27 protein-coding genes and 1 pseudogene are annotated in these 24,813 nt (G+C 73.5%); 13 read left to right on the top strand and 15 right to left on the bottom strand.

The annotated features are described in order from the left end of the window. Window positions 1–5 precede the first annotated feature (5 nt). Window positions 6–206 (bottom strand): ferredoxin, encoded by a 201-nt coding sequence (locus tag ACPXCS_RS03080; RefSeq protein ID WP_425946359.1) that lies wholly within the window; start codon window positions 204–206, stop codon window positions 6–8. A gap of 13 nt (window positions 207–219) precedes the next feature. Continuing rightward, window positions 220–1,416 carry a cytochrome P450 gene (locus ACPXCS_RS03075; protein ID WP_425946358.1) on the bottom strand — a complete coding sequence of 399 codons (1,197 nt, stop codon included), beginning with the start codon at window positions 1,414–1,416 and terminating at the stop codon, window positions 220–222. 350 nt (window positions 1,417–1,766) lie between these two features. On the opposite strand from ACPXCS_RS03075, the gene ACPXCS_RS03070 reads away from it, so the two are divergent. Beyond that, a complete protein-coding gene (locus tag ACPXCS_RS03070; RefSeq protein ID WP_425946357.1) occupies window positions 1,767–2,399 on the top strand; it encodes a LysE/ArgO family amino acid transporter in 633 nt (210 codons plus the stop codon). A gap of 90 nt (window positions 2,400–2,489) precedes the next feature. Next, window positions 2,490–2,939, top strand: a complete 450-nt coding sequence (locus tag ACPXCS_RS03065) for a nitroreductase family deazaflavin-dependent oxidoreductase (RefSeq protein WP_425946356.1) — start codon at window positions 2,490–2,492, stop codon at window positions 2,937–2,939. A 111-nt stretch (window positions 2,940–3,050) separates the two neighbouring features. Here ACPXCS_RS03065 and ACPXCS_RS03060 read toward each other — a convergent pair whose 3' ends face one another. Further along, the gene (locus ACPXCS_RS03060; RefSeq protein WP_425946423.1) at window positions 3,051–3,974 is read right to left on the bottom strand and encodes a cation diffusion facilitator family transporter; all 924 of its coding nucleotides are present in this window, start codon (window positions 3,972–3,974) and stop codon (window positions 3,051–3,053) included. A 139-nt stretch (window positions 3,975–4,113) separates the two neighbouring features. On the opposite strand from ACPXCS_RS03060, the gene ACPXCS_RS03055 reads away from it, so the two are divergent. Together ACPXCS_RS03055 and ACPXCS_RS03050 are read left to right on the top strand one after the other, a co-directional pair. Further along, entirely contained in the window at window positions 4,114–5,139 is a 1,026-nt protein-coding gene (locus tag ACPXCS_RS03055) for a glutathione S-transferase family protein (RefSeq protein ID WP_425946355.1), read from the top strand. Between the two features lie 39 nt (window positions 5,140–5,178). Beyond that, a complete protein-coding gene (locus ACPXCS_RS03050; RefSeq protein WP_031108703.1) occupies window positions 5,179–5,475 on the top strand; it encodes a DUF4235 domain-containing protein in 297 nt (98 codons plus the stop codon). Window positions 5,476–5,554: 79 nt separating this feature from the next. Here ACPXCS_RS03050 and ACPXCS_RS03045 read toward each other — a convergent pair whose 3' ends face one another. Continuing rightward, on the bottom strand, window positions 5,555–5,947 hold the full coding sequence (locus ACPXCS_RS03045; protein ID WP_425946354.1) for a VOC family protein: 393 nt from the start codon (window positions 5,945–5,947) through the stop codon (window positions 5,555–5,557). A gap of 401 nt (window positions 5,948–6,348) precedes the next feature. Here ACPXCS_RS03045 and ACPXCS_RS03040 point away from each other — a divergent pair, with 401 nt between their 5' ends. Then, entirely contained in the window at window positions 6,349–7,380 is a 1,032-nt protein-coding gene (locus ACPXCS_RS03040; RefSeq protein ID WP_425946353.1) for a 7-epi-alpha-eudesmol synthase, read from the top strand. A 54-nt stretch (window positions 7,381–7,434) separates the two neighbouring features. On the opposite strand, the gene ACPXCS_RS03035 is transcribed toward ACPXCS_RS03040, so the two are convergent. The 6 genes from ACPXCS_RS03035 to ACPXCS_RS03010 form a co-directional block, all read right to left on the bottom strand. After that, on the bottom strand, window positions 7,435–8,685 hold the full coding sequence (locus tag ACPXCS_RS03035; RefSeq protein WP_425946352.1) for a cytochrome P450: 1,251 nt from the start codon (window positions 8,683–8,685) through the stop codon (window positions 7,435–7,437). Beyond that, a complete protein-coding gene (locus ACPXCS_RS03030) occupies window positions 8,682–9,287 on the bottom strand; it encodes a GTP-binding protein (protein ID WP_425946351.1) in 606 nt (201 codons plus the stop codon). The genes ACPXCS_RS03035 and ACPXCS_RS03030 overlap by 4 nt, the downstream gene beginning before the upstream one ends. Then, window positions 9,268–9,639, bottom strand: a complete 372-nt coding sequence (locus ACPXCS_RS03025) for a DUF742 domain-containing protein (RefSeq protein ID WP_425946350.1) — start codon at window positions 9,637–9,639, stop codon at window positions 9,268–9,270. Before ACPXCS_RS03025 ends, ACPXCS_RS03030 begins: the two co-directional genes overlap by 20 nt. Next, complete coding sequence (locus ACPXCS_RS03020) at window positions 9,636–10,046, bottom strand: roadblock/LC7 domain-containing protein (protein ID WP_425946349.1); 411 nt, start codon at window positions 10,044–10,046, stop codon at window positions 9,636–9,638. The genes ACPXCS_RS03025 and ACPXCS_RS03020 overlap by 4 nt, the downstream gene beginning before the upstream one ends. 5 nt (window positions 10,047–10,051) lie before the next feature. Beyond that, on the bottom strand, window positions 10,052–11,785 hold the full coding sequence (locus ACPXCS_RS03015) for an ATP-binding protein (protein WP_425946348.1): 1,734 nt from the start codon (window positions 11,783–11,785) through the stop codon (window positions 10,052–10,054). A gap of 244 nt (window positions 11,786–12,029) precedes the next feature. After that, window positions 12,030–12,974 carry a GlxA family transcriptional regulator gene (locus tag ACPXCS_RS03010; RefSeq protein ID WP_425946347.1) on the bottom strand — a complete coding sequence of 315 codons (945 nt, stop codon included), beginning with the start codon at window positions 12,972–12,974 and terminating at the stop codon, window positions 12,030–12,032. A 71-nt stretch (window positions 12,975–13,045) separates the two neighbouring features. Here ACPXCS_RS03010 and ACPXCS_RS03005 point away from each other — a divergent pair, with 71 nt between their 5' ends. The 4 genes from ACPXCS_RS03005 to ACPXCS_RS02990 all read left to right on the top strand — a co-directional run bounded on the left by ACPXCS_RS03005 (window position 13,046) and on the right by ACPXCS_RS02990 (window position 16,143). Continuing rightward, window positions 13,046–13,996 (top strand): NADP-dependent oxidoreductase, encoded by a 951-nt coding sequence (locus ACPXCS_RS03005; protein ID WP_425946346.1) that lies wholly within the window; start codon window positions 13,046–13,048, stop codon window positions 13,994–13,996. 313 nt (window positions 13,997–14,309) lie between these two features. Further along, window positions 14,310–14,687, top strand: a complete 378-nt coding sequence (locus ACPXCS_RS03000) for an anti-sigma factor antagonist (RefSeq protein WP_425946345.1) — start codon at window positions 14,310–14,312, stop codon at window positions 14,685–14,687. Window positions 14,688–14,792: 105 nt separating this feature from the next. Then, window positions 14,793–15,455: a DUF4230 domain-containing protein gene (locus ACPXCS_RS02995; protein WP_425946344.1), complete on the top strand. Its 663-nt coding sequence runs from the start codon at window positions 14,793–14,795 to the stop codon at window positions 15,453–15,455. Between the two features lie 148 nt (window positions 15,456–15,603). Then, window positions 15,604–16,143, top strand: coding sequence for a VanZ family protein (locus ACPXCS_RS02990; RefSeq protein ID WP_425946343.1), 540 nt, complete (start codon window positions 15,604–15,606; stop codon window positions 16,141–16,143). 183 nt (window positions 16,144–16,326) lie between these two features. Here ACPXCS_RS02990 and ACPXCS_RS02985 read toward each other — a convergent pair whose 3' ends face one another. From ACPXCS_RS02985 to ACPXCS_RS02975, 3 genes and pseudogenes are all read right to left on the bottom strand, one after another. Beyond that, on the bottom strand, window positions 16,327–16,563 hold the full coding sequence (locus tag ACPXCS_RS02985; RefSeq protein ID WP_274821561.1) for a hypothetical protein: 237 nt from the start codon (window positions 16,561–16,563) through the stop codon (window positions 16,327–16,329). Between the two features lie 49 nt (window positions 16,564–16,612). Further along, window positions 16,613–17,623 (bottom strand): annotated as a pseudogene (locus tag ACPXCS_RS02980) (DNA topoisomerase IB); the annotation flags it as partial. Window positions 17,624–17,633: 10 nt separating this feature from the next. Next, window positions 17,634–18,443 (bottom strand): SDR family oxidoreductase, encoded by an 810-nt coding sequence (locus ACPXCS_RS02975; RefSeq protein ID WP_425946342.1) that lies wholly within the window; start codon window positions 18,441–18,443, stop codon window positions 17,634–17,636. Window positions 18,444–18,567: 124 nt separating this feature from the next. Here ACPXCS_RS02975 and ACPXCS_RS02970 point away from each other — a divergent pair, with 124 nt between their 5' ends. The 4 genes from ACPXCS_RS02970 (at window position 18,568) to ACPXCS_RS02955 (ending at window position 23,023) form a co-directional block, all read left to right on the top strand. Next, window positions 18,568–19,596, top strand: a complete 1,029-nt coding sequence (locus tag ACPXCS_RS02970; RefSeq protein ID WP_425946341.1) for a PHP domain-containing protein — start codon at window positions 18,568–18,570, stop codon at window positions 19,594–19,596. A gap of 48 nt (window positions 19,597–19,644) precedes the next feature. After that, on the top strand, window positions 19,645–20,301 hold the full coding sequence (locus ACPXCS_RS02965; protein ID WP_425946340.1) for an HAD family hydrolase: 657 nt from the start codon (window positions 19,645–19,647) through the stop codon (window positions 20,299–20,301). A 176-nt stretch (window positions 20,302–20,477) separates the two neighbouring features. Next, entirely contained in the window at window positions 20,478–21,668 is a 1,191-nt protein-coding gene (locus ACPXCS_RS02960; protein ID WP_425946422.1) for an FUSC family protein, read from the top strand. Window positions 21,669–21,994: 326 nt separating this feature from the next. Beyond that, entirely contained in the window at window positions 21,995–23,023 is a 1,029-nt protein-coding gene (locus tag ACPXCS_RS02955) for an SDR family oxidoreductase (RefSeq protein ID WP_425946339.1), read from the top strand. 124 nt (window positions 23,024–23,147) lie between these two features. On the opposite strand, the gene ACPXCS_RS02950 is transcribed toward ACPXCS_RS02955, so the two are convergent. Continuing rightward, window positions 23,148–23,429 (bottom strand): hypothetical protein, encoded by a 282-nt coding sequence (locus tag ACPXCS_RS02950; protein ID WP_425946338.1) that lies wholly within the window; start codon window positions 23,427–23,429, stop codon window positions 23,148–23,150. A 60-nt stretch (window positions 23,430–23,489) separates the two neighbouring features. After that, entirely contained in the window at window positions 23,490–24,779 is a 1,290-nt protein-coding gene (locus ACPXCS_RS02945) for an ROK family protein (protein ID WP_425946337.1), read from the bottom strand. Between the last annotated feature and the right edge of the window lie 34 nt (window positions 24,780–24,813).

The raw sequence follows: 24,813 nt of genomic DNA, 5'->3' as shown, positions 1-24,813 counted from the left end.
CGTGGTCAGCCCACCGTCTCCGACACGGTGATGGCACTCACCGGGCAGGCGCGGGCCGCCTCCCGCAGCAGCGGGCTGTCGCCGCCGTCCTGCCGGCCGGGCAGCAGGGTGCTGTAGCCGTCGTCGTCCTGGGTGAACACGTCCGGGGCGGCCAGGGCGCACTGGCCCGCGCCGATGCAGACGTCCTTGTCGATGTCGATGCGCATGTGCGGAAGCCTCTTACCAGGTCACGGGGAGTTCCAGCATCCCCTGGATCGTGTCGCCCGGTTTGAAGGGGATCTCCTCGGCCGGAGCGGCCAGGCGCAGGGTGGGCAACCGGTCGAAGAGGGTGCGCAGGGCGATCTCCAGTTCCGCCCGGGCCAGGTTCTGGCCGAGGCACTGGTGGATGCCGAACCCGAAGGCGACGTGGTGGCGGGCCGGGCGGTTCCAGTCGAGCGTGTCCGGGTCGGCGTAGACCGTCTCGTCACGATTGATGACCGAGGTCGCGAAGACCACGCCGTCCCCCGCGCGGATCGTCGTCCCGGCCACCTCGATGTCCTCGACGGCCGTGCGCAGCAGGCCGTCCGCGATCGACAGCAGCCGCATCAGCTCCTCCACCGCGGCGGGCACCAGCCCCGGGTCGGCGCGCAGCTCCGCCAGCCGTTCGGGGTGCCGGAGCAGGGTGAAGGTGCCCAGGGAGATCATGTTGGCGGTGGTCTCGTGGCCGGCGACCAGCAGGATCAGGGCCAGGGCGATCAGGCCCTCGCGGTCGAGTCCGCCCTCGCCCGGCTGCCGTTGGACCAGGTCGTCCAGCAGACCCGTGCCGGGGCTCTCGCGCTTGCGGTCGACGAGCTTGCCGAAGTACGTCTGCAGTTGCTCCCGGGCGTCCAGCACCTCGGCCGCTCCGGGGCCGCGCAGCAGCCGCCGCGACTGGGCCTCGAAGAAGTCGTGGTCGTCGTACGAGACGCCGAGCAGGGCGCAGATCACCATGGACGGGACCGGCAGCGCGAAGGCGCTCACCAGGTCGGCGGGCGGCCCCTGGGCGATCATCGCGTCGAGGCGCTCGTCGACGATCTGCTGGATGCGGGGCCTGAGTGCGACGGCCCGTTTGAGGGTGAAGTCCCCGGCGACCATGCGCCGCTGGGCGCGGTGCTCGGGGTCGTCGACGCCCAGCAGGGCGGTCCTGCGGTTGCGGAACCCGGCGAAGCGCGGCGTGGTCGCGGGGAAGCCGGGCCGGTCGCGGTCGGACGACAGCCGGGGGTCGGCCAGCAGCGCGCGGGCGGTGGCGTGTCCGCTGACCAGCCAGGCCTCGCGGCCGTCGTAGAGGGTGACACGGGTCAGGGGGCGCTCCGCGCGCAGCGGCTCGTAGGCGGTGGGCGGGTGGTAGGGGCAGGTCCGGCTCTGGGGGAAGGCGACGGGTGCGGTCGTTTCCGTCATGAAGACCTCGCAGACGAAGTGTGCGTCGTGCCGCTCCTCATTAGATGCCCGAGGCACCTATGGAGCGACGGTAAGTTCGGCCATGTCGGGGGTGACGTGCAAGTTGGCCGGGGAACGCCGTCTTCCAGTTCGAACGGCGGGTGCGGCCGGCCGCCTCGGGCACCGGCTCGGCCGAGAACGCGCCCAAGACACCGGCGCGGCAGCGAAAACCGGTTGCCGGGACGGCGGCCCGGAGCGCAGGATCCGGCCATGCCCGACTACGACGCCTCCCTGCCGCTGTCCGCCGCCGCCTCTGCCGCGCGCCGACAGCAGCGGTCCGGCCGCCCCGGAGGGCCGGCAGTGCCCCGGTCGTGACCGCCGCGCTCGTCGCCGGGCTGCTCGCCGGATACGGCATCGCCGTCCCCGTGGGCGCCGTCGGCACCTACCTCGTCAGCCTGACCGCCCGCACCTCCCTGCGCACCGGTGTCTGCGCCGCCCTCGGCGTCGCCACCGCCGACGGGATCTACGCCCTGGCCGCCACGCTCGGCGGGACGGCCCTGGCCGCCGCGCTGCGACCGGTCCTCGGACCGCTGCGCTGGATCTGCGTGCTGGTGCTGCTCGCTCTCGCCGTGTGGGGCGCGGTCGGCGCGCTGCGCGCGTACCGGGGCCACCGGCTCGCCACCCGCACGGCCCCCGCTCCCCCGGGTCCCGCCCGGGCGTTCCTCGGACTGCTCGGCATCACCCTGCTCAACCCCACCACGGTGATCTACTTCGCCGCGCTCGTGCTCGGGTCGCAGGCCTCGCATCCGGCGGGGCCGTGGGAGCAGGGCGTGTTCGTGCTGGCCGCCTTCGCGGCGTCCACGAGCTGGCAGGTGCTGCTCGCCGGCAGCGGTGCGCTGCTGGGCCGGGCCCTGACCGGGCCCCGGGGCCGGCTGATGACGGCGCTCGTCGCGAGCGGGGTGATGACGGCGCTGGCCGTGCGGATGGCGGTGACGCCGGGCTGAGACGCCCGCACCGGGCCGGATGATTCCCGGGCGTGCGCGTGTTGCAGTCACCAGTCAGTCAGCCGTGGACACGACGATGGGACGGATGCCATGCCTCTCGAGGGCGAGTACGAACCGAGCCCGACCGAATGGGTGCGCCGGCAGGTGGAGCTGTACGAGAGCTCCGGCGGCACGCAGGGGACGACGCTGCAGGGCACGACCTTGCCGGTGGTCGTCCTGACGACCCGGGGTGCCCGGAGCGGGAAGCTGCGCAAGACGCCGGTGATGCGCGTGGAGCACGAGGGGCGTTACGCCGCGGTGGCCTCCCTGGGCGGCGCGCCCAAGCATCCCGTCTGGTACTTCAACCTCAAGGCCGACCCGCGGGCCGAGCTCCAGGACGGCCCCGTCCGGCAGGACATGACGGCCCGTGAGGTCACGGGCGCGGAGAAGGCGCAGTGGTGGGAGCGCGCCGTCGCGGCCTACCCGGCGTACGCCGACTACCAGCGGAAGACCGACCGGGAGATCCCGGTGTTCGTCCTGGAGCCGGTCGAGGAGGGCTGAGAACGCCCCCGCGCGGGCTCCTCCCCCGGTGCGCCGGCTGCCCCGTGCGGACAGCCGGCGGGAAACTTCCCGCCCGGGTGCATGAAGTCCCGCCGGCAGGGCACGCGTGGGTCAGGCCCCGCCGCGCTCCCCCGTCGCGGCGGGGCTTTCGGCTGCCTCGCGCCCGAGACGACGGTCCGTGACGTCGAGGAAGATCTGGCCGGCCTCGGGCACCGTGCTGGCGATGGAGCGCTTGATGCGGACGGCGACCTCCTCGACGCGCTCGCTGTCCAGCCCCGGCATCAGATCGACCCGGGCCGCCACCAGGGTCGAGTCGAGGCCCGTCTTCATCGTGAACAGCGCCTCCACGCTGTCTATCTCGGGCTGCGCCTGCAGCAACGCCCGGATCCGGCCGCTCGCCTCCGGGTCGGCCGCCTCGCCGATCAGCTGGTCGCGGGCCTCGCGGCCCAGCCGGTAGGCGACGTAGACCAGCAGCGCGCCGATCGCCAGCGAGGCGCCCGCCTCCCACACCACCTGCCCGGTGGCCATGTGCAGTGCCATGCCCACGATCGCCAGCGTGACGCCGAGCACCGCGGTGCCGTCCTCCGCCACGACCGTCCGCAGGGCCGGATCGCGCAGGCCCTCCCGCGCGCCGCCCTGCCCGCGCACCTGGTACAGCGCGCGCAGCAGAGAACCGCCCTCCGCGAGGAGGGCGATCCCGAGCACGACGAGTCCGGCGACATAGCCGCCGAGATCCTCCTCCGACCCGCTCGTCAGGGCCTCGATGCCCTGGAAGAACGAGAAGCAGCCGCCCATCACGAAGATCCCGACGGCCGCGAGGAGCGACCAGAAGAACCGCTCCTTGCCGTAGCCGAAGGGGTGCCGCCGGTCGGCGGGGCGGCGGCTGCGGCGCAGGGCCGCGAGCAGGAACACCTCGTTCAGGCTGTCGGCCACCGAATGGGCCGCCTCCGACAGCAGGGCGGGTGATCCCGCGGCGAGACCGCCGACGGCCTTGGCGGCCGCGATCACCAGGTTGGCAGCGAGCGCCACCAGCACGGTGACGCGGGTCCTGCGATCAGATGCTTCTTCAGTCACCTCCGCCGATTGCCCCGGTCGGCGGTGCTCACACCGTGCCGTCCGCGGAAAACGGGGAACGCGTTCACCAGGGAACACGTACGGCAAGGAGGTCACCCCCATGAGCCGCGACGACGGCGACGACGGCAACGCCGCCTACGGGAGGAGGAGGTTCAAGCGGTCCAAGGCGCACTTCGCGGACCGGGTCACGGCGGACGGCCGGGACGGCTGGCCGGTGGAGGCCGGCCGCTACCGCCTGGTCGTCAGCCGGGCCTGCCCGTGGGCGAGCCGGTCGCTGGTCTCCCGGCGGCTGCTCGGCCTGGAGGACGCGCTGTCGCTGGCCGTCGCCGATCCGATCCAGGACGACCGCAGCTGGCGCTTCACGCTGGACGAGGACGGCCGCGACCCGGTCCTCGGCATCCGCTATCTGAGTGAGGCCTACGACCGCCGGGAGAAGGACTATCCGGGCGGGGTCAGCGTGCCGGCGCTCGTGGACGTCCCCAGCGGGCAGTTGGTCACCAACGACTACCAGCAGTTCACGCTCGACCTCGCGACCGAGTGGACGGCCCTGCACCGGCCGGGGGCACCCGACCTGTACCCGGAGCGGCTGCGCGACGAGATCGACGAGGTGATGGCGGACGTCTACGAGGACGTCAACAACGGCGTGTACCGGGCGGGCTTCGCCACCGGGCAGGAGGAGTACGAGGCCGCCTGCGCGGGAGTGTTCCGGCGGCTGGAGCTGCTCGCGGCCCGGCTGGAACGGCAGCGCTACCTCGTCGGGGATACGATCACCGAGGCGGACATCCGGCTGTTCACCACGCTGGTCCGCTTCGACGCGGTCTACCACGGCCACTTCAAGTGCAACCGCTGGAAGCTGACGGAGAACCGGGTGCTGTGGGGGTACGCGCGCGACCTCTACCAGACGCCCGGGTTCGGCGACACGGTCGACTTCGACCACATCAAACGGCACTACTACCAGGTGCACACGGGCATCAACCCCACCCGTGTCGTGCCGCTGGGGCCGGACCTGTCCGGCTGGCGGAGCCCGCACCACCGCGAGGAGCTGGGCGGCCGGCCGTTCAGCGACGGCACCCCGCCCGGGCCGGTCCGCGCCGAGGAGCGGATCCCGGCGGCGCACACCCCCTGACCCCACTCGAAACGATCCACTGTCACCAAGGAGATCCCCGTGGCCAAGAAGAAGAAGATGTCCCTCGCCTACCAGCCGCTCGGGTTCGTGCTCGGCTGGTCGGGCGGCTGGCTGGCCGGACTCGCCTTCCGCAAGACCTGGATGGCGATCCGGCACGAGGAGGACGCGCCCGACGCGCTGGACAAGGACCGCGGCTGGGGCGAGGTCCTGCTGGCCGCCGCGATCCAGGGTGCCATCTTCGCCGTGGTGCGCAGCGCCGTGGACCGCGCGGGCGCCAAGGCGATCGAGCGGTCGACCGGCACCTGGCCGGTCGGCGAGAAGGGCGGCCGGGACTGACCCGCGCGGCAGCGACGACGAGCGGCCCCGCCCGGCTCCGTGCCGGGCGGGGCCGTCCCGTGCCGTCCCCGTGCCGGGGTCAGCCCTGCTTCGGTGCCGTCGGGGCGGTGCGGCGCAGGGTGAAGGAGTGGCCGGCCGGGTCGGCGTAGCCACGCTCCTCCAGGGGGCCGGAGGCGTCCTTGGCCTCCAGGGGGCGGCCGCCGAGGCTGACGACCCGGCGTTCCACCGCGTCGAGGTCGTCGACGACGAACTCCAGGTGGGCCTGGAGGGAGTTCTCCGGGCGCGGCCAGCTGGGCGGGGTGGCGTTGACGTCCCGGCGCAGTGCGATCCGGAAGCCGTCGGCGGTGCGGATCTCCACCCGGTTGGCGGTGGCGTCCGACTCCTCTCCGTCCAGCAGTTCCTTGTAGAACACGGCGAGTTTCTCGGGCTCGGCGCAGTCGAGCACGAGGACCCCCGCTTTCACCAGTGCCATGTCTCCTCCGCAGGATTCCGGCCGCGGGGCGGTCGTGCCTCGCGGGCCCGTACCTTGCGGATATCCCGGACCGGCGGATTCAGTCGGTGTTCAACCACCGTCCGTCGCGCATCAGTTCGCGGCCGCCCGATTCGTCGGCCTCCCGCCGGGCCTGCACCCGCCGGGGCACCACGCGGAGGAGAGGCAGGGCGTGGGAGTGTACGCGGCCCGGGTGTTCCGCACAGTAACCAAGATCACGACGGGGCGGCGGAATGGCCGGTTCCCGCCCTGGGGAGCCTGGTACCGCTTCTCGGTTCAACTTTCGTACCGGGAAGCGGAGTTCGAGTGTGCGGGCGGTGCGAGCCTGCCGTCCGCTCGCAGGGGTCGGGGGGCTCTGCGGTCCGTTCCCCGAAAGGAAGCACATGCCTCAGGACGTCCGGTTCGACCTGCCCTTCGAGACCCCCGTGAGCGAGCATCTGGAGTATGCCCGGGCCCGCCATCTGCGCTGGGTGTGGGAGATGCGCCTGGTCCGCAGCCGGGAGGGGTTCGAGGAGTACCGGTCCTGGGATTTGCCGCAGGCCGCCGCCCGTACCTATCCGCACGCGTCGGCGGACGACATGGTCGTGCTGATGAACTGGTTCTCGCTGGCCTTCCTCTTCGACGACCAGTTCGACGCCGGCCGGCCCGACCGGGCCGACCGCATAGCGGAGGTCGCGCGGGAGCTGATCGTCACGCCCCTGCGGCCGGCCGGCACACCGCCCCGGGTCGTGTGCCCGATCACCGTCGCCTGGGCGGAGGTCTGGAAGCATCTCTCGCATGGCATGTCCCTGACCTGGCAGACGCGTTTCGCCGCGTCCTGGGGCCGCTTCCTGGTCGCGCACTGCGAGGAGGTCGACCTGGCCGCCCGGGGGCTGGAGGGCACCCTCGGGCTCGACGAGTACACCGCGTTCCGGCGCCGTACGGTCGGCATCCACCACAGCATCGACGCGGGCGAGCGCAGCCGCGGCTTCGAGGTGCCGGCGCAGGCGGCGGCCCACCCGGTGATGGAGCGGATGCGCGATCTGGCCGCCGACACCATCGGCTTCATGAACGACATCCACTCCTTCGAGCGGGAGAAGCGCCGCGGCGACGGTCACAACCTCATCGCCGTGCTCCGCCGGGAACGCGGCTGCTCCTGGCAGGAGGCGACCGACGAGGCGTACCGGATGACGACCGGCCGCCTCGACGCGTACCTCGAACTCCAGGCGCGTGTGCCCCGGATGTGCGACGAGCTGCGGCTCGACGAGGCGGAGCGCGAGCGGGTGCGGATGGGGGTGGCGGCCGTGCAGCACTGGATCAGCGGCAACTACGAGTGGGCGCTGACCACCGGCCGCTACGCGGCGGCGAAGGACGGCCCGGTGGCCACGGCCGAGCTGGCCGGGCGGGGCTCGGTGGACGACCTGCTGACCGTCTGACCCGGCGGTGGTGCCCGGCGTGGGGGCGGACGTCCGGGCACCACCGCCGCGCGGTCAGACGGGGAACTCCACCGGCAGGCTGTCCAGCCGCGACTCCCACGTGGAGGCGGTCGAGGCGAGCTCCTCCGGGGCGACCGCGAGGGCCAGGCCCGGCAGACGGTGCAGCAGGACGTCCACGGCGATCTCGATCACGGACTGGCCGATGCCCTGCCCGGGGCACTCGTGCGGGCCCGAACTGAACGCCAGATGCGCCTGGTTGCCCTGCACCGAGACACCGGAGTCGGGCCGGATCTCGGGGTCGGCGTTGCCCGCGGCGAGGCCCAGCACCAGCAGGTCGCCCTCCTGGATCCGATGGCCGCCCAGCTCCAGGTCACCGGCGGCGAACCGGCCCGGCAGCACGGCCAGCGGCGGGCTGTTCCACATGACCTCCTCCACGACGGCGGAGATGTTCAGCTGCCCGCCGATCAGCCCGGACAGCCGGGCGGTGTCGGTGAGGATCAGCTGCAGCACCCGGGCCAGCAGGTTGCTGGTCGTGGTGTGTCCGGCGATCAGCACCAGACGCAGATGGCTGACCACCTCGTCCTCGTCGAGGTCCGCGGGGTGCCGCAGGAGGGCGGTGGTCAGGTCACCGCCCGGTTCGGCCCGCTTGCGCTCGGCGAGCCGGCCGAGGATCTCCCTGATGCGCTCGTCGTGCGCGAGCGCGTCCTCGCCGCCCTTGAGGACCAGGGCGCAGGACTCGACCAGGTCGCGCCCCTCCCCCTCGGGGAGCCCGAGGAGGCGAGAGAGCACGAGCATCGGCAGGTACTCGGCGTAGTCCCGCACGAGGTCGGCGCGTCCGGCGTCGGCGAACGCGTCGATCTGCTTGTTCGCGAAGTGGGTCGCGTGGCGCCTGACCCCCCGGGCGGCGGCGGCCTGGAGCCCGTCGGTGACGGCGGCGCGCAGCCTGCGGTGCGGTTCGCCGTCCTGGGAGACGCAGTCCGGCCTCCAGCCCAGCATCGGGATCAGCGGCGAGGTCTCCTCGACCCGGCCCTCGGCCCAGTCCCGCCAGATCCGGGCGTCCCGGCTGAACTGGCGGGGGTTGTCCAGCACCCGCCGGTTGTCGCGGTAGCCGAGGACCAGCCAGGCGGGCACGTCCCCTTCGAGCAGGACGGGCGCCACCGAGCCGTGCTGCGCGCGCAGCCGCTCGTAGATGCCGTGCGGGTCGGTCGCCGCCTCCGGGCCGTACAGCCGGGCCGGACCGGCCCCGTGGTGGGCGACGGGGCAGCCGCTGGGAGCCCCGGGGGGACGCCCGGTCGCCTCGCTCATCGGGCCTCCAGGGCCACGGCCGCGCGGTCCTTCAGGTGGTGGATCAGCGCGACGAGGACGTCCCTGCTGGAGGAGCGGTCGCGGGCGTCGAAGGCGACGACCGGGGTGTGCTCGGGGATGTCCAGGGCGTCCCGGATCTCCTGGACCGGGTGGTGGCGGGAGTCCGGGAAGACGTTCAGGGCGACGACGAAGGGGACCTCCTGGCGCTCCATCTCCTCGATCGCCCGGAAACTGGACTCCAGCCGCCGGGTGTCCACCAGCACCACGGCACCGAGCGCCCCCTTGAACAGCCCGTTCCACAGGAACCAGAACCGCTCCTGGCCCGGCGTGCCGAACAGGTACAGCACGAGGCTCTCGTTGAGGCCGATCTTGCCGAAGTCCAGGCTGACGGTGGTCTGCGTCTTGCCGGAGACCCCGAGGAGCCGGTCGACGCCGGCGCTGGCCTCGGTGAGGGTCTCCTCGGTGGTGAGGGGCCTGATGTCGCTGACCGACCGGACCATGGTGGTCTTCCCGGTGCCGAACCCGCCGGCGATCATCACCTTCACGGAGCGGGTCTCCCCGGCCGCCGGCTCTCCGGGTCCGTCAAAGCCTTTCAAGTCCACTGAGTACCTCCTCGAGGAGCGCCAGGTCGGGCCCGCGGCCGGCGGCGTGCGCCGGGATGGGGTTACGGGCTTCGACGCGACCTGCGTCCAGCAGGTCCGACAGCAGCACCGCGAGAATGTTGAAGGGCAGCCCCAGATGGGCGCCGAGTTCGGCGACCGACAGCGGAGTGCGGCAGCGCCGGAGGATCTCCTCGTGCTCGTGCTGCATGCCCGGTAAGGGGGCGGCGCGGGCGACGACCAGGGTCGCCACGTCGAGGCCCGCCGCCGAACCGCCCGGCCCGCTGCGCCCGCCGGTGAGGACGTAGTAGCGCTCCAGACCGGACGGGTCGGACGGCCTGCGGGGAGCACTCATCCAGAGTGCTCCTCCAGGCGCGCGGTGGTGCCGAGGAGCTCACCCATCCTGCGGGCCAGGTCCCTCATCTGGTGCCCGAGCAGCCCCTGGTCGAGGCCCTCGCGCGCGAGGACGCCGAGGTACGTCTCCACGCCGGCGCGCACGACGAAGAGGTGCCCGCCGTCGACCTCGATCATCGCCAGGCGCAACTGCCCGGCGTACCGGGGGAACTGCTCGGCGACCGGCTGGGCCAGGGCCTGCAGTCCGGCCACCACGGCGGCGAAGCGGTCGACGTCGTCGGGGTCGTCGGCGCCGTAGGAGGTGATGGCCTTGCCGTCGCTGGAGGCCACGAGGGCGAAACGGATCTCCTTGATGCTCTCGACGAGATCGCGGAGCGCCCAGCTCACGTCTGTTCCTTGCTGCGTCATGAGGACTAGTCGCTCTCTTCGGTGCGGTGCTCGGTGGACTCGCGTCCGGCGGGGAGGTCACGGTCGTCGGTCGCCGGTGAGGCCGCCGCGGCGTCACGTCCGGCGGTGGCGAAGGCGGCGAGACCGGAGAAGGAGGCGTCCGGCGGCACGACGGCGACCGCCGTCCGGTCGGCCCGGTCGTCGCGCTCGGGCTGTTTCGGCGCGTCGTCCGTGCCGTTCCGCCTGCTGCGGCGCCTCGGCAGTCCGCCGGGAGTCGTCTCGGCGGCGCCGGCGGCCGGCCCGGACGCGGGCGGCGCCGGGGTGCCTCCCCCGGTCCGGGGCGCGGCGGCGGTGCCGGACCCGGACACGGCCGGGGCGGCCGGGGCCGAGGGCAGCGGGCTGAAGTACTTGTGCGGGACGACGACGACCACGGAGGTGCCGAGCCAGGGCGAGTCCGCAAAGGTGACGCGGATGCCGTAGCGGCGGGCGAGGGTGCCGACCACGCGCAGGCCGATGCTGGCGTCCTCGGTGATGCCGCCGAGGCCCGCGCCGGGCGCCATGCCCGCGAGGGCGTGCTCGGCCTCCCGTTTCTTCTCCTCGCTCAGGCCCTTGCCGGAGTCCTGGATCTCGATGCCGACGCCGTTGGGCACCTCCCTGCCGGAGATGAGCACCGGCTCGGTGGGCGGCGAGTAGCGGGCCGCGTTGTCCAGGAGGTGGGCGAAGATCAGCGTGAGGTGGTCCACGAGGCCGCCGTCGACGCCGAGTTCGGGCAGGTGGCGCACCTGGACCCGGTGGAAGTCCTTGATCCGGCCGATGCCGCCGCGCACCACGCTCAGCAGCCGCTGCGGTTCCTGCCACTGGCGGCCGGGCCGGTCCGAACCGCCGAGCACCCCGATGCTGGCGGCGAGCGAGTCGGCGGGGCCGAGTTCCTGGTCGAGCTCCATCAGGCCGCGGGCGACGGCCGGCAGTCTGCCGTGCTCGCCCTGCATCTCGTGCAGCCGGCCGCGCAACTTGCTGGTCAGGACGTGGATGCGGTTGCCGATGCTGATGACGGCCTGCTCGGCGGTGGTGGAGCGGTCGAACTCCGCCTCCAGGCCGATCAGGGCGGTGCGCAGCACCTTGCGCAGCTCGGCCTGGAGTTCGGCGCCGACCTTCGCGCACTGGCCGACCGTCGGCAGGACGTCGTCGATGGCCTCGCCGGCGCGCAACTTGCCCATGGCGTCCGGCAGTTGCTCGTCGGCGAGCCGGGCGACCGCGGCGATCTGGTGTAAGAGCTGCTCCCGCCAGACCTCGGCCTGGTCGGCGAGCTGGGCCTCGTAGGAGGCGGCCTGCTCGGTGAGCCGATCCTCGTAGGCCCGGGACTGCTCGGCGAGCTGCGTCTCGTACGCGGTGCTCCGGTCGGCCAGGAGCCGTTCGTGGGCGGCGTCCTGCTCGGCGAGTCGGGACTCCAGGGCCGCGCGCTCGGCGGCGGACTTCCGCTCCAGGCCCGCCACGTGCTGCTGCCACTGCAGGGTGTGCTCGGTCTGCGTGGTGCGGAAGGAACGCTCCGCGCCGTGCAGCCGGGCCCGGGTGCGCAGCAGCAGACGTACGCAGACGGCGCCGGCGGCCGTGGCCGCGGCTCCGGCGACGGCCACGCCGGCCGGCTCCGAACCCGTGAACGTGGCGGCGACGGTCCCGCCTCCCAGGCCCAGCGGCATCAGCCACCAGCTGTACCAGACGACAGGGGGCCGCGCCGCCGGTGGTGGAGTGGCGAGTTGCATCTGCATCCTTCGAGCAACACGAACGAACAGGGGGGTGCGCGGGTCGCACTCATGAGTACGTACTGCCAGCCGACCGGACGCGGTCGCGAACTCGCAGCGCTGATCGGAACCTTATCGGGTCAGAAGCCAAAAGGATCAACCTCGGCCCCCGGCGGAAGTGAGGGTTCCGTCACGCTCCGAGAGAAGGCTACAGATCGACAAAGTCCCTTTGCTGACAGGGAAGTTGGCGTGAGCCGTGCAGGCGTCAGCGAGCGGTCTGGAACGTACGCCGGTAGGCCTGGGGCGAGACCCCGATCGCCGCGTGCAGATGCTGGCGCAGGGAGGCCCCGGTCGCGAATCCGACCAGACCGGCGATCTGGTCCACGGTCAGGTCGCTGACCTCCAGCAGGTGCCGGGCCCGGGCGACGCGCTGCTGGATGAGCCAGCGGCCGGGGCTGAGCCCCACCTCGTCGTGGAAGCGGCGGGCGAAGGTGCGCTGGCTCATCCGGGCGTGGCCGCACAGGTCGGCCAGGGTGAGCGGTTCGCCGAGGTGCTCCAGGGCCCAGGCGCGGGTGGCGGCGGTGCTCGCGGCGCCCTCCTCGGGGACGGGCTGCTCGATGTACTGGGCCTGGCCGCCGTCGCGGAACGGGGGGACCACGCAGCGGCGCGCCACGCTGTTGGCCAGCCGGCTGCCGTGGTCCTTGCGGATCAGGTGCAGGCAGATGTCCACGCCGGAGGCGGCTCCGGCCGAGGTGAGGAACGGGTGGTCGTCGACGAAGAGCACGTCCGGGTCGAGGTCGACGCGCGGGAACAGGCGCCGGAAGTGATCGGCGACCTGCCAGTGGGTGGTCGCCCGGCGCCCGTCGAGGAGCCCGGCCGCCGCCAGGACGAAGGCGCCCGTGCAGATGGAGACGACACGGGTGCCCGGACGGACGAGCGCGAGGGCGGCCAGGACGGCGTCGGGCACCTCGTCACTCAGGTGGGCGGGCGCGACCGGGGCGATCACCACCGTGCCGGCCGTGGCCAGCACCTCGGGGCCGTGCTCCACGGTGACGCCGAAGTCGGCGTCGGTGCGCACCGGGCCGCCGTCGACCGAGCAGGTCAGCACCTCGTAACGGCCGTCGGCCGCACCCAGGATCCGGCTGGGGATGCCCAGCTCGAAGGGGTAGACGCCGTCCAGGGCCAGGACCACCACTCGCTCACGCCGCATGACAGGATCCTATCGAATGTTGGCAATCTTGCCATTGGCGGACGGCGGCGGAACCGGCACGCTGGATGACCATGAGCACACAGAACACGATGCGAGCCATCAGCCAGGACGTCCTCGGCGGCCCCGAGGTCCTCAAGGAAGTCGAGATCGAGCGCCCGGTGCCGCGGCCGAACGAGGTGCTGGTCCGGGTGCGGGCCGCCGGGGTCAACCCGACCGACTGGAAGCACCGCGCGACCGGAGGGTTCCTGGGGCGACCGCCCTTCGTCCTCGGCTGGGACGTCTCCGGCGTGGTGGAGGCGGTCGGCATCGGGGTGGCGGCGTTCGTGCCGGGTGACGAGGTCTTCGGCATGCTGCCCTACCCGTTCGGGCACGGCTCGCACGCCGAGTACGTCATCGCGCCGGTGCGCGCCCTGGCGCGCAAGCCGGCCGGGATCGACCACGTCCAGGCGGGTGCGCTCCCGCTGGTCTCGCTCACCGCGTGGCAGGCGCTGACCGAGTACGCGGACGTGCAGCCCGGGCAGCGGGTGCTGGTCCACGCCGCCGCGGGCGGGGTCGGGCACGTGGCGGTGCAGATCGCCAAGGAGCGCGGCGCGTACGTGATCGGCACCGCGAGCGCGGGCAAGCACGACTTCCTGCGCGAGCTCGGCGTGGACGAGACGGTCGACTACCGCGAGACGGACTTCGTGACGGCCGTGAAGGACGTCGACGTCGTGCTGGACACGATCGGCGGGGACACCTCCCTGCGCTCGCTGCGGGTGCTGCGGCCCGGCGGCGTGGTCGTCTCGATCCTGCCGGGCGGCTCGGACGACTTCTACCAGGAGGCCGGGCGGCTGGGCGTGAGGGCGCTGCGCATGCTGGTGGACGCCGACCGCGCGGGCATGGAGGCGATCGGACGACTCGCCGAGGCGGGCACCCTGCGTGCCACGATCGCGGGCACCTTCCCGCTCAGCGCGGCGGCGGAGGCCCACGCCGAGGGCGACAAGGGCCGCACGACGGGGAAGCTGGTGCTGGTGAACGACTGAGGGCGGTGAGGGGGCGCGCGCGGACCGGCGAAGGGCGCCCCCATCACCCACCAGGCTCTGGTGAAGAGCCGGCACGCCTTGCCCCAGGCCGCCACCGGCATCCCGGGCGTCCCACGCTCCCCCGCAGCGCGCCCGCGCTCACGACCGCGTGCGCCCCCGCGCGAACCTCGGCCAACTCGCCTGTAATTCAAAGACATATGTCAATCGAACATGCTCAAATTCACTCGATGGAGGGTAACTTGCAGGGCGGGGACCGGTCGTGAGGACCGCCGCTCCCTCCCCACGCACGAAGCAGGCTGGAGGCGATCTCGTCGTGCGGCAGGAACCTGCACCGCTCACCCGGTATCTGCGCGTCCGACAGGAACGGGGGCACACGGTGCTGGAGTTCCGCGGCGAGATCGACCTCGCCGCGGCCACGGAGATCGCCCCGCACCTGGACCGGGAGACCGACCAGCCCGCCGCCCGGGTGGTGATCGACCTCAGCCGGATCGAGTTCTTCGACTGCTCGGGGCTGCGGTTGCTGTACCGGGCCCGCAGCCGGGTGCTCGACCGGCACGGCTCCGTGCTGCTCGTCTGCTCCCACCCGCTGACCCTGCGCGTGCTGCGGATCACCGGCCTGTCCCGGCTGCTGCCCCCGCAGCCGACGCTGGACGCGGCGCTGGAGCAGCCGGAGGCGACGCCCCGCCCGTGACGGGTGTGCGCCCCGGCATGCCTCCGCCGGGTCGTCCGATCCTCAACTCACCGGTCTGGCCCGGGATGTGGTGGGCATGCGGTGAGTAGGAAGGAGGGCCGTCGCATGACGACTCCCGTCAAGCGTCTCCCCAGGCGCATGCCCGGCTGGGCCAAGGTGGTGACCGCACTCGTGGTGGTGCTCGTCGTGTTCTTCGCCGGGCTCCGGCTGAGCGTCGTCCCGGGCCTGAAGGACCTGTTCGGCAGCGAGACCCACGACCGGTCCGGCCCCGCGCTGCTGAAGTCCATCCAGGACATCAGCCGCTACGACGCCGCGTCCGGCAACTTCCAGGTCGTCGTCGACCTGGAGAAGGACGCCAAGTTCCTCCCCGACGCGATCCGCGGCACCCGCACCCTGTACGTCGGGGCGGGCACCGTCGACGCCTACGTCGACCTGGGCAAGGTCGGCGAGAACGACGTGAAGGTCAACGGCGACCGCACGTCCGCCACGCTCCGGCTGCCCCACGCGCAGCTGGGCAGGCCGGCCCTCGACCCCGACCGCTCCTACGCCGTGTCCAAGCAGCGCGGTCTCTTCGACCGGCTCGGCGACCTCTTCTCGGACAACCCCAACGGCGAACAGGCCGTTCAGCAGCTGGCCGTCCGGCACATCGGCGACGCGGCGAAGGAGAGCGAGCTGACCAGGCGCGCCGAGTCGAACACCACCGGCATGCTGGAAGGTCTGCTGCGCTCCCTCGGCTTCAAGGACGTGCGCGTCACGTACGGGAACTGACCGGGTCCCTCGCGCAGCTCCGCAGCGATTTCCCGGAGTGCTCCGGGCGAAGGCGGGAATGCGGCGGTGGGACGGGCAGCGGCGGCATCGTCGGCGTTTCCCGGGGTAACCGCCGTACCACGCAGGGACGTTGATGACTGGAGGACACATGGCCGGTGCAGCCTCACGCCCCCGTACCGGGGGGTCAGGGAGCGAGCGACGCCCGCTTCCATGGCCTCTCCGGCTGCTGGCGACGCTGTGCGCCTTCGCGTTCATGGTCGCCTTCGCCGTGGTGCTGGCGCGGCTGACCCTGCAGCCCTCGCCCGCCTCCGAGGCGCTGACGCACACCAATCTGCGGCCGGGCGACTCGCTGAAGGCCTACCTCGACCAGCCGGAACTGCGCGACGCCGTCAAGCAGATCGGCGGCAACATCCTGCTGGGCGTCCCCTTCGGCATCCTGGTCCCCGTGGTCGCCCCCCGCACCCGTGGCATCCTGCGCGTCCTGCTGCTGACGGCCGTGGTGATGCTGCTGGTGGAGTTCGCCCAGGGCGCCCTGGTGACGGGCCGCGCCTTCGACATCGACGACGTCATCCTCAACACGACGGGCGCGCTGATCGGCTATCTGCTGCTCGGCCGCAGGCTGAGCCGCGCGGTCCACGCCCGCAAGCCCCGCCGCCCCCACCCGGAGAAGACCCCGGTGAGGAACTGACGCCCCGGGCCGCCTGACCCGCCCGTGAATGCGTCGCCTGGAGACAGTCCTCGTCGCCGTCACCTGCTCGCGTGGTGCCCGACCCGGATCGGCCCGCAGAGCAGGGCGGCGACGTACCACTTCCCGAGGCAGCACCCCCCGAGGAAGCAGCAGACTCCCGCTCCCGGGCCGGCACCGGCCGGTCTAGTGCACCGTCCAGGTGAACTTGTCGCCGCCGACCCAGCGGACCACGTCCGGGTCGTCCAGGTCGTGGACCGTGATGCCGAACGCGGCCGCGGCCGCGAGGACGTCCGTGACGGCTTTGGCCTCCCCGACCACCTGGCCGTCGATCTCCACGATCCGGAACGGCGGTGTGCCCGGCTGTACCCCGAGCACCATGATCCGCGGGTGGGATATGTACGGGCTCGCGCTTTCGGTCATGCATCGAGCGTAGAGCGGAACCGGCCACGGCGCGGGTCGCGCGTCCGTCGCGGAGCAGGTCCAGGACGGCCGCCTCGACGGCCCCCTGCGTGGCCGGGCGGCCGAAGTCGCCGTGTTCCCCCAGCCGGGTGAGCGCGGGCGCGATCGTCTCGCCTTGCTCGAACAGCTCGAAGACGCGCGGGTCGATGTAGGAGGCCCGGCACACCGCAGGGGTGTTGCCCAGGTAGTGGCTGACCTCGCGCACCGCCCGCGCGGCCTGGCGGCGCCGGGCCGCGGCCGTGTCACGGGCGGCCTCGGGGATGACGGCGAGCGCGACGGCCGCGAGGACGGTGGCGTGCCAGGTGCGGAAGTCCTTGGCCGTGATGTCGACCCCGGACAGCCGGCGCAGCGCCTCGTTCAGGTCGGAGCTGTGCAGTTCGTGCCAGGCCCGCCCCTCCCAGTACGCCAGCAGCCGCTCCCCGTCCGCGCGGCGCCGGAGCAGGGCCCGTACGACGGCGTGCGCCTGGTCGTCGACGAGGGCCCGGACGAGCTCGATGCCGCCCTTGGCCGGGTAACTGAAGCCGATCTCGCCCCGGCCGCAGGTGACGTGCTCGCGCAGCATCGTCGTCAGGCCGTAGCTGCCGTTGGTGCGGGTGTGCCGGTCGCTGCCGATGCGGAAGAAGCCGAGGTCCAGCAGGCGTACGGCGCAGGCGGTGACGCGGGTCCGGCTCAGGCCGCGTCCGGCGAGGTCGTCGGCGACCCGGGCGCGCAGCTCGGGCAGGGTGCGGGCGACCTCGCGGACGTGCTCGTGCTTGGCCTGCTCCCGCCGGGCGCGGAACTCCTCGTGGTACAGGTACTGCCGGCGCCCGGCGTCGTCGGTGCCGACGGCCTGGAGGTGGCCGTTCGGCCGGCGGCAGATCCACACGTCGCGCCAGGCGGGCGGGATGACCAGGGCCTTGATCCGGGCGAGGTGCCCGGGGTCGGTCAGCGCCCGGCCGTCGGTGTCGAGGTAGCGCAAGCCGCGCCCGTGGCGGACGCGGCGGAATCCGGGCTCGTCGCAGGAGGTGGTGCGCAGTCTCACCGCGGCTCGCTCACGGCCGTCGCCACTCGTGGCTCGTCAGATGGGAACCGGCTTGCGGGCCCATCCGGAGCATCCCGCCGTCGACGCTCCAGGAGGCGCCGGTGACGTACGAGGCGTCCGGGCCGGCGAGGAAGGCGATGACGGCGGCCACCTCGCGCGCGTCGCCGGGCCGGCCCAGCGGTACTCCGGGGCGGCTCTCGGTGTGCGGGTCGGTGTCCTCCTGCCCGGTCATGGGCGTGGAGATCTCGCCGGGCGCGACCGCGTTGACGGTGATGCCGTGCTCGGCGAGTTCCAGGGCCATGACCTGGGTGAGCAGGCCGAGTCCGCCCTTGGCGGCGCAGTAGGGGGCGGCTCCCACGCGCGGCTGGTGCTCGTGGACGGAGGTGACGTTGACGATCCGCCCGCCGCCGCCCTGCCGGATCATGTGCCGCGCCGCCTTCTGGCCGCACAGGAACGGCCCGACGAGGTCCACGTCCAGCACCTCGCGCACCTGGGACAGCTCCAGGTCCAGGAAGGGCGTCATGGTGCCGGTGCCGGCGTTGTTGACCAGCACGTCGACGCGGCCGAGGCGCTCGCACAGTTCGTCGACCGTGTCGGCGGCGCCGGGCAGCCGGGTGAGGTCCATCCGGGCGACCTCGGCCCGCCGTCCGTGGGCGCGGACCTCCTCGGCCGTCTCCAGCGCCCCCTTCTCGTCGCTGTGCCAGGTGATGCCGACGTCCAGGCCCGCCCGGGCCAGACGTACGGCGGTGGCCCTGCCGATGCCGGAGTCGGCGCCGGTGATCACGGCGACCCGGTCGGGGGACCCGGTGGGGGCGGACATGATATGCCTCCTCGTCGAAGCGGGCGGGACGAGGCATCGCAGTACCCGGGTGGACACCGGGCAAACCGACCGTTCGGCCGTGCGGGGCGCCGGGCGCTGGGGAACTCTGAGGGTGGAGGTGGCGATGGACCCCGTAGAGGCACTGGACCGGATCGCCTTCCTGCTGGAGCGGTCCCTGGCGCCCACGTACCGTGTGCGCGCCTTCCGCACGGCGTCCCGGGTGCTGAAGGAGCTGGGCCCCGACGAGGTGCGCCGGCGGGCGGCGGACGGTTCGCTGGAGGGGCTGAAGGGAGTCGGCCCGAAGACCGCGCAGGTGGCGCGGGAGGCCCTGGCCGGGCAGGTGCCGGGCTATCTGGAGAAGCTGGAGGCCGAGGCGCAGGAGCCGCCGGCCGTGCGGGGCGGGCAGGGGCTGCGGGCGCGCCTGCGCGGGGACTGCCATCTGCACTCCGACTGGTCCGACGGCGGCAGCCCGATCGAGGAGATGGGCCGGGCCGCGGCGGCGCTGGGGCACGAGTGGGCGGTGCTGACCGACCACTCGCCGCGGCTGACGGTGGCCCGCGGGCTGTCGCCCGAGCGGCTGCGCGAGCAACTGGACGTGGTGGCGCGGCTGAACGAGTCCTGGGCGCCGTTCAGGCTGCTCACCGGCATCGAGTGCGACATCCTTGAGGACGGCTCGCTCGACCAGGAGCCGGAACTGCTGGAGCGGCTCGACGTGGTGGTCGTGTCGGTGCACTCCAAGCTCCGGATGGACGCCCGGTCGATGACCCGGCGGATGGTGGCCGCCGTACGCGATCCGCACTCCGACGTGCTCGGGCACTGCACCGGGCGGCTGCTGACCGGGCGGGGGCGGCCGGAGTCGGAGTTCGACGCGGACCAGGTGTTCGCGGCGCTCGCGGAGACGGGCACGGCCCTGGAGATCAACAGCCGGCCGGAGCGGCTGGACCCGCCGCGGCGGCTGCTGCGCAGGGCCGTGGAGGCGGGGGTGCTGTTCTCGATCGACACGGACGCGCACGCGCCCGGGCAGCTGGACTGGCAGATCAACGGCTGCGCGCGGGCGGAGGAGTGCGGGGTGCCGCCCGAGCGGGTGGTGACGACGTGGTCCCTCGACGAGCTGCTGGCCTGGACCCGCGAGAGGCGGATGCCGTCCGGCTGACGTGGTACTCGCGGGGCCGGAGAGGCCGGAGAGGAAGGTACGGGAGCTATGGAACGCGCGGCCGTGTTCGATGTCGACGGCACCCTGGTCGACACCAACCACCTGCACGTCGTCGCCTGGTGGGAGGCCCTCCGGCAGGCGGGCCACCGGGTGCCGATGCACGCCGTCCACCGGGCCGTGGGACTGCCGTCCACCGACCTCGTCGCCCATCTGCTGGGCGACGATCGGGACGAGGACCAGGACGCGGACATCAGCGCCGGGCACAAGGCGCTGTACGGGCAGTACTTCGACCGGCTGCCGCCGCTGCCGCGGGCCGGGGACCTGCTGCGGCGGCTGCACCGGGACGGCTGGGCGGTGGTGCTGGCCACCTCGGCGGGCGGCGCGGAGCTGAGCGCGCTGCGCCGGGCGATCGACGCGGACGACGCCATCACCGCCACGGCCAGCGCCGACGACGTGGATGCGGGCAAACCCGCCCCCGAGCCGGTCGAGCACGCGCTGGAGCTGGCCGGGGTGCCGCCCGAGCGGGCGGTGTTCGTCGGGGACACCGTGTGGGACATGCGCGCGGGCAGCAGGGCCGGGGTGCGCTGCGTGGGCGTGCTGTGCGGCGGCATCCCGCGCGCCGACCTGGAGGAGTCCGGCGCGGACGCGGTCTACGCCGACCCGGCGCACCTGCTGTCCGGCCTCGGGGGCAGCCCGTTCGCCTGACCCGGGGGTGAATCCCCCGGTCACCCGGATACTCGCAGCGCATGACGCGTGTGACGAGTGGGGAACGGCGGAGGGCCAGGGCCTTCCGCCGTCGCAGGGAGCGGGACATGACGGCGGCCGGCACCGGACCGGCGTCGGGCCCGCGGCTGAAGGGGGCCGCGACGGCTCCGCGGAAGATGCGGAACCTGCAGCACGGGATCCGTGCCGTGCAGCCCGTGGACGCCGTACGGCGCGAGTCCCGGGCCGCCTGGGGCGCCATGCGGGCGGCCTGGCGGGGTCCCGGCCGGGAACGGGACCTGGTCGTCCAGTCGCTGAAGGCGGCCGCCGCCGCGGTGATCGCCTGGCTGGTGGGCGGCGTCTGGATGGGGGATCCGCTGGCGCTGATGGCGCCGTGGGTGGCACTGGTGCTGGTGCAGGCCACCGTCTACAGCTCGCTGGTGCAGGGTGCCCGGCAGTTCGGCGCGATCTGCGTCGGTGCCCTGCTCGCCTCGGCCGCGCAGGCCCTCACCGGCGACACCACCTGGGCGCTGGCCCTGTCCGTCCCGGTGCTGATGCTGCTCGCGAACTGGCCCCGCTTCGGCGACCAGGGCATCTACGCGGCGACCACGGCCCTGTTCACCCTCGCAGCGGGCACCGTGAGCCTGTCCGGCGTCGGGCACCGGGTGGGGCAGGCCGCGCTCGGGGCCGTGATCGGCGTCGCCGTGAACGCGCTGGTCCTGCCGCCGATCCACCTGCGGGACGTCCGGGAGAACCTGGCGGCGCTCGCCCGGGAGGTCGGGGACGTCCTGCACACCGTCGCCGGGGATCTGCGCGACGGCGGGTGGGACGGGCAGACCGCCGCCGGCTGGCTGGACGCCTCCGCCGGTCTGGAGCACCGGCTGGAGGCCCTGCACTCGGCGCGCCGGTGGAGCCAGGAGAGCCTGCGCCTGACCTACGCGCCGCTGCGCGCCCTGCACCGCGTACCGCACGGTGCGGCCCTGCCCCCGGTGGAGGAGGACGAGCGGTTCGGCCGGATCACCGGGCACGTCACCGCGCTGACCCGGGCCCTCGCGGTGTCCGTGGACGACAACCGGACCCCCGCGCCGCCCGAGGGCCGGGCGCTGCGGACGTACGCGCGGATGCTGGAGCTGATCGGGGACGCCTGCCACGCGCAGGCGGACGGCCGGGGCGAGGGTGACCAGCGCATCCGGCCGGACGACGGGACCGGGAAGGCCATGCGGGAGCTGCAGAAGGAACTGCAGGACAGGCTGCGCGGGCACGCCCAGGAGGGCGCCGCGCACACGGCGGTGCTCGGCACGCTGCTGCTCCAGGCGGAGAACCTCTGGGCGGAGACCATGCCCGACGACAAGGCGACGGAAGGGCAGTGACGCACCTCACGCGGCAGGGCGGGCGGGCCCGGAACTCCCGGAGGTGGTTCTCCGTTGAACGACACGTGGGTGCGGACGGGACAGTGTCCCCGGGCCTCACCATCCGCCCACAGGGACGATCGTTCGGCTGAAGCCCTGTGGAGCCCTTCGCCGAGAGGCGACCGCCGTCCGCGCCCACCTCAGAGCCGCCCCGGCCGTGATTCCCCCGTCCGGCCGGGGCTTCCTTCTGCCCGGCGAGGGCTTGCCGCCCCTCACCCACGTGCAATCGGGCCCACCCGGGTACTCGGTCCTCTCTCGCGGAACCACACGGCCGAGAGGAGCCACAGGTGAGCAGCGCAACGGGCATGAGGGTCGTCGTCACGGGTGCCACGGGCAACGTGGGCACGAGCGTGGTGCGTCTCCTCTCCGAGGATCCCGAGGTCGGCTCCGTGCTGGGCCTGGCCCGCCGGCTTCCCGACTGGTCTGTCCCGAAGACGGACTGGGACGCGGTCGACCTGGCCGCCGAGCGGTCCGACCTCGTGGAGCGGTTCCGGGACGCCGACGCGGTCGTCCATCTGGCCTGGGCGTTCCAGCCGACGCACGACCCGGCGGCGACCTGGCGCACCAACGTGCTGGGCAGCATCCGGGTGTTCGAGGCGGTGGCCGCGGCCGGAGCGCCGGCGCTGGTGCACGCCTCGTCGGTCGGCGCGTACTCCCCCGGCCCCAAGGACCGGGCGGTGGACGAGTCGTGGCCGACGCACGGCTGGCCGGACGCCGCGTACTGCCGGGAGAAGGCCTATCTGGAGCGCGCGCTGGACACGTTCGAGCGCGACCACCCCGCAACGCGGGTGGTGCGGATGCGCCCCGCGTTCCTGTTCAAGTGGGAGTCGGCGAGCGAGCAGCGCCGGATCTTCGGCGGCAGGTTCCTGCCGGGCCCGCTGGCCCGCCCCGAGCTGCTGCCCTTCCTGCCCGACGTCCCCGGGCTGCGGGTGCAGGCGCTGCACACGGACGACGCGGCCCGGGCCTACCGGCTGGCCGTGCACCGGGACGTCCGGGGCGCCTTCAACCTGGCCGCCGAGCCGGCGATCGACGCACGGGTGCTGGGCGAGATGCTCGGGGCGCGCCCGGTGCGGCTGCCGCGCACGGCGGCCCGGTCGGCGATCGCGGCCGCCTGGGGCCTGCACCTGCTGCCCGCCTCGCCGCACCTGTTCGACGCGGTGCTGCGGCTGCCCCTGATGGACTCCGCCCGGGCCCGTAGGGAACTGGGCTGGGAGCCGGAGCGCACCGCGACGGAGGTGATCCAGGAGTTCCTCGAGGGCCTTCAGCAGGGCGGCGGGGCACGGACGGAGCCGATGCGCGGGCGCAAGGTGGGGTGAGGAACGGAGTTCCCCACGGGCCCGCAGACCCGGGCCCGTGGGGAGTCCGGGTGCGTGAACAGGGGCGAGGGCCGCGGCCGACCCCCACAGTCGGCCGCGGCCCTCGGTGTGTGCCCTCCCGGCCTCAGCCGGAGGGCTCGTCCGGCACCGGGTGCTCGGTCTGTCCCGTTCCCGAGCTCGGTGCCCCTTGCCGGCCCGTCCCCGCCTCGTCGGTGTCGGGAACGTCTCCGGTCGGTCCGTCGGACCCGTCGGCCTCCTCGGCCCGGTCCTCGTCGTCCTTGCCGGTACCCGTGAAACGCGGTGCGACCTCCCACGGGTCCTCGCCGGCGTCGGCCTGCTGGTCCGGCATGTCCCGCGGGACGGGATCACCGTTCTCGCCGGGTGCTTCGAGGCGGTGGTCGGTCACGGCGCACTCCCTTCGGTCGTCGGGCGCCTCGCGAGTACCTCCGCGGTGATCCGCGAAACCTCAGCGCGGTGCCCGTTCCTGCAGCGCCGTGCGCCACGCCGGGAGCGGGGACTCCGGCTCCGGGTCGGGGCGCCGGCCGCCGCGCGCGAAGAAGTCGGCGAGCGGCAGGATCGCGGCGCCGACGGTGACCGCGTCGGGCCCGAGCCGGCCGAGGTCGACGGTCACCTTCCCGGCCGGGTGGCGCAGCGCGTAGGACAGGGCGTGGCGGCGTACGGCGGGCAGGAAGCGGGAGCCGAGCGCCAGGCCCGCCCAGCCGCCGATGAGGATGCGCTCGGGCTGGAAGAGGTTGATCAGGTCGGACAGGCCCGCGCCCAGGTACTCGGCGGTCTCCTCCAGGACGGCCAGCGCGACCGGGTCGGGTTCGCCGTCACCGGGCGGGTAGGCCGCCGCGAGCATGGCGGTCAGGGCGGTCTCCTCGTCGGTGCCCTCCGGGACCCGGCCGCCCTCCTCCCGCCAGCGGGCCAGCAGCGACTCGGCGCCCGCGTAGGCCTCCAGGCAGCCGAGCGCCCCGCACCGGCAGCGGCGGCCCCGCACCCGTACGGTCAGGTGCCCCCACTCCACCGCCCGGCCCTGGTCGGCCTCGGGGGTGACGAGGCTGGCGCCGACGCCGGAGCCGAAGAGCACCACGACGGCGTTGCGGGCGCCGCGTCCGGCGCCGAACCACATCTCGGCCTGGCCCAGGGTCTTGGCGCCGTTGTCGATGACGTACGGGACGGTGTCCGGCAGCGGGGAGCCGGTGCGCAGCAGGGCCTCCAGCGGGACGGCGTCCCAGCCGATGGTCTGCCCGTGCACCACGGCGCCCCGGTCGGGGGTGCGCTCGACGATGCCGGGGACACCGATGCCGACGCCGAGGAGCCGCTCGGGTGCGAGTCCGGCCGCGTCGAGCACCTCGGCGATGCCGTGGCGGATGTGGTCGACGATGACCTCGACCTCGTAGCGCTGCGGGGTGAGCGGGCGCTCGGCGCGGGCCAGCTCGGTGAGGGTCAGGTCGAACAGTTCGACCCGGACGCGCGTCTCGCCGACGTCGACGCCGATCATGTGGCCGCTGCCGGGTGCGACGCGCAGCAGCGTGCGGGGGCGGCCGCCGTCGGAGTCGACGCTCCCGGCCTCCTCGACCAGCCCGTCGGCGACCAGATCGGCGACGACGTTGCTCACCGAGCCCGAACTCAGGCCGGTCGCCGGGCCGAGTTCGAAGCGGCTGAGCGGGCCGTCGAAGTAGAGCCGCTGCAGCACGGCCGTGCGGTTGGCCCGCCTGAGATCGCGTACCGTGCGCCCGTTCCGCCCCGCCATGTGGCTCCTCCCGCATCCCCTGTCCGACCTGCAA

Origin of the sequence: Streptomyces sp. DT190 (assembly GCF_049846985.1) — a bacterium.
Lineage (GTDB): Bacteria > Actinomycetota > Actinomycetes > Streptomycetales > Streptomycetaceae > Streptomyces.
The sequence above is the reverse complement of the archived record's forward strand: the minus strand, read 5'-3'. Positions and strand labels throughout refer to the sequence as shown.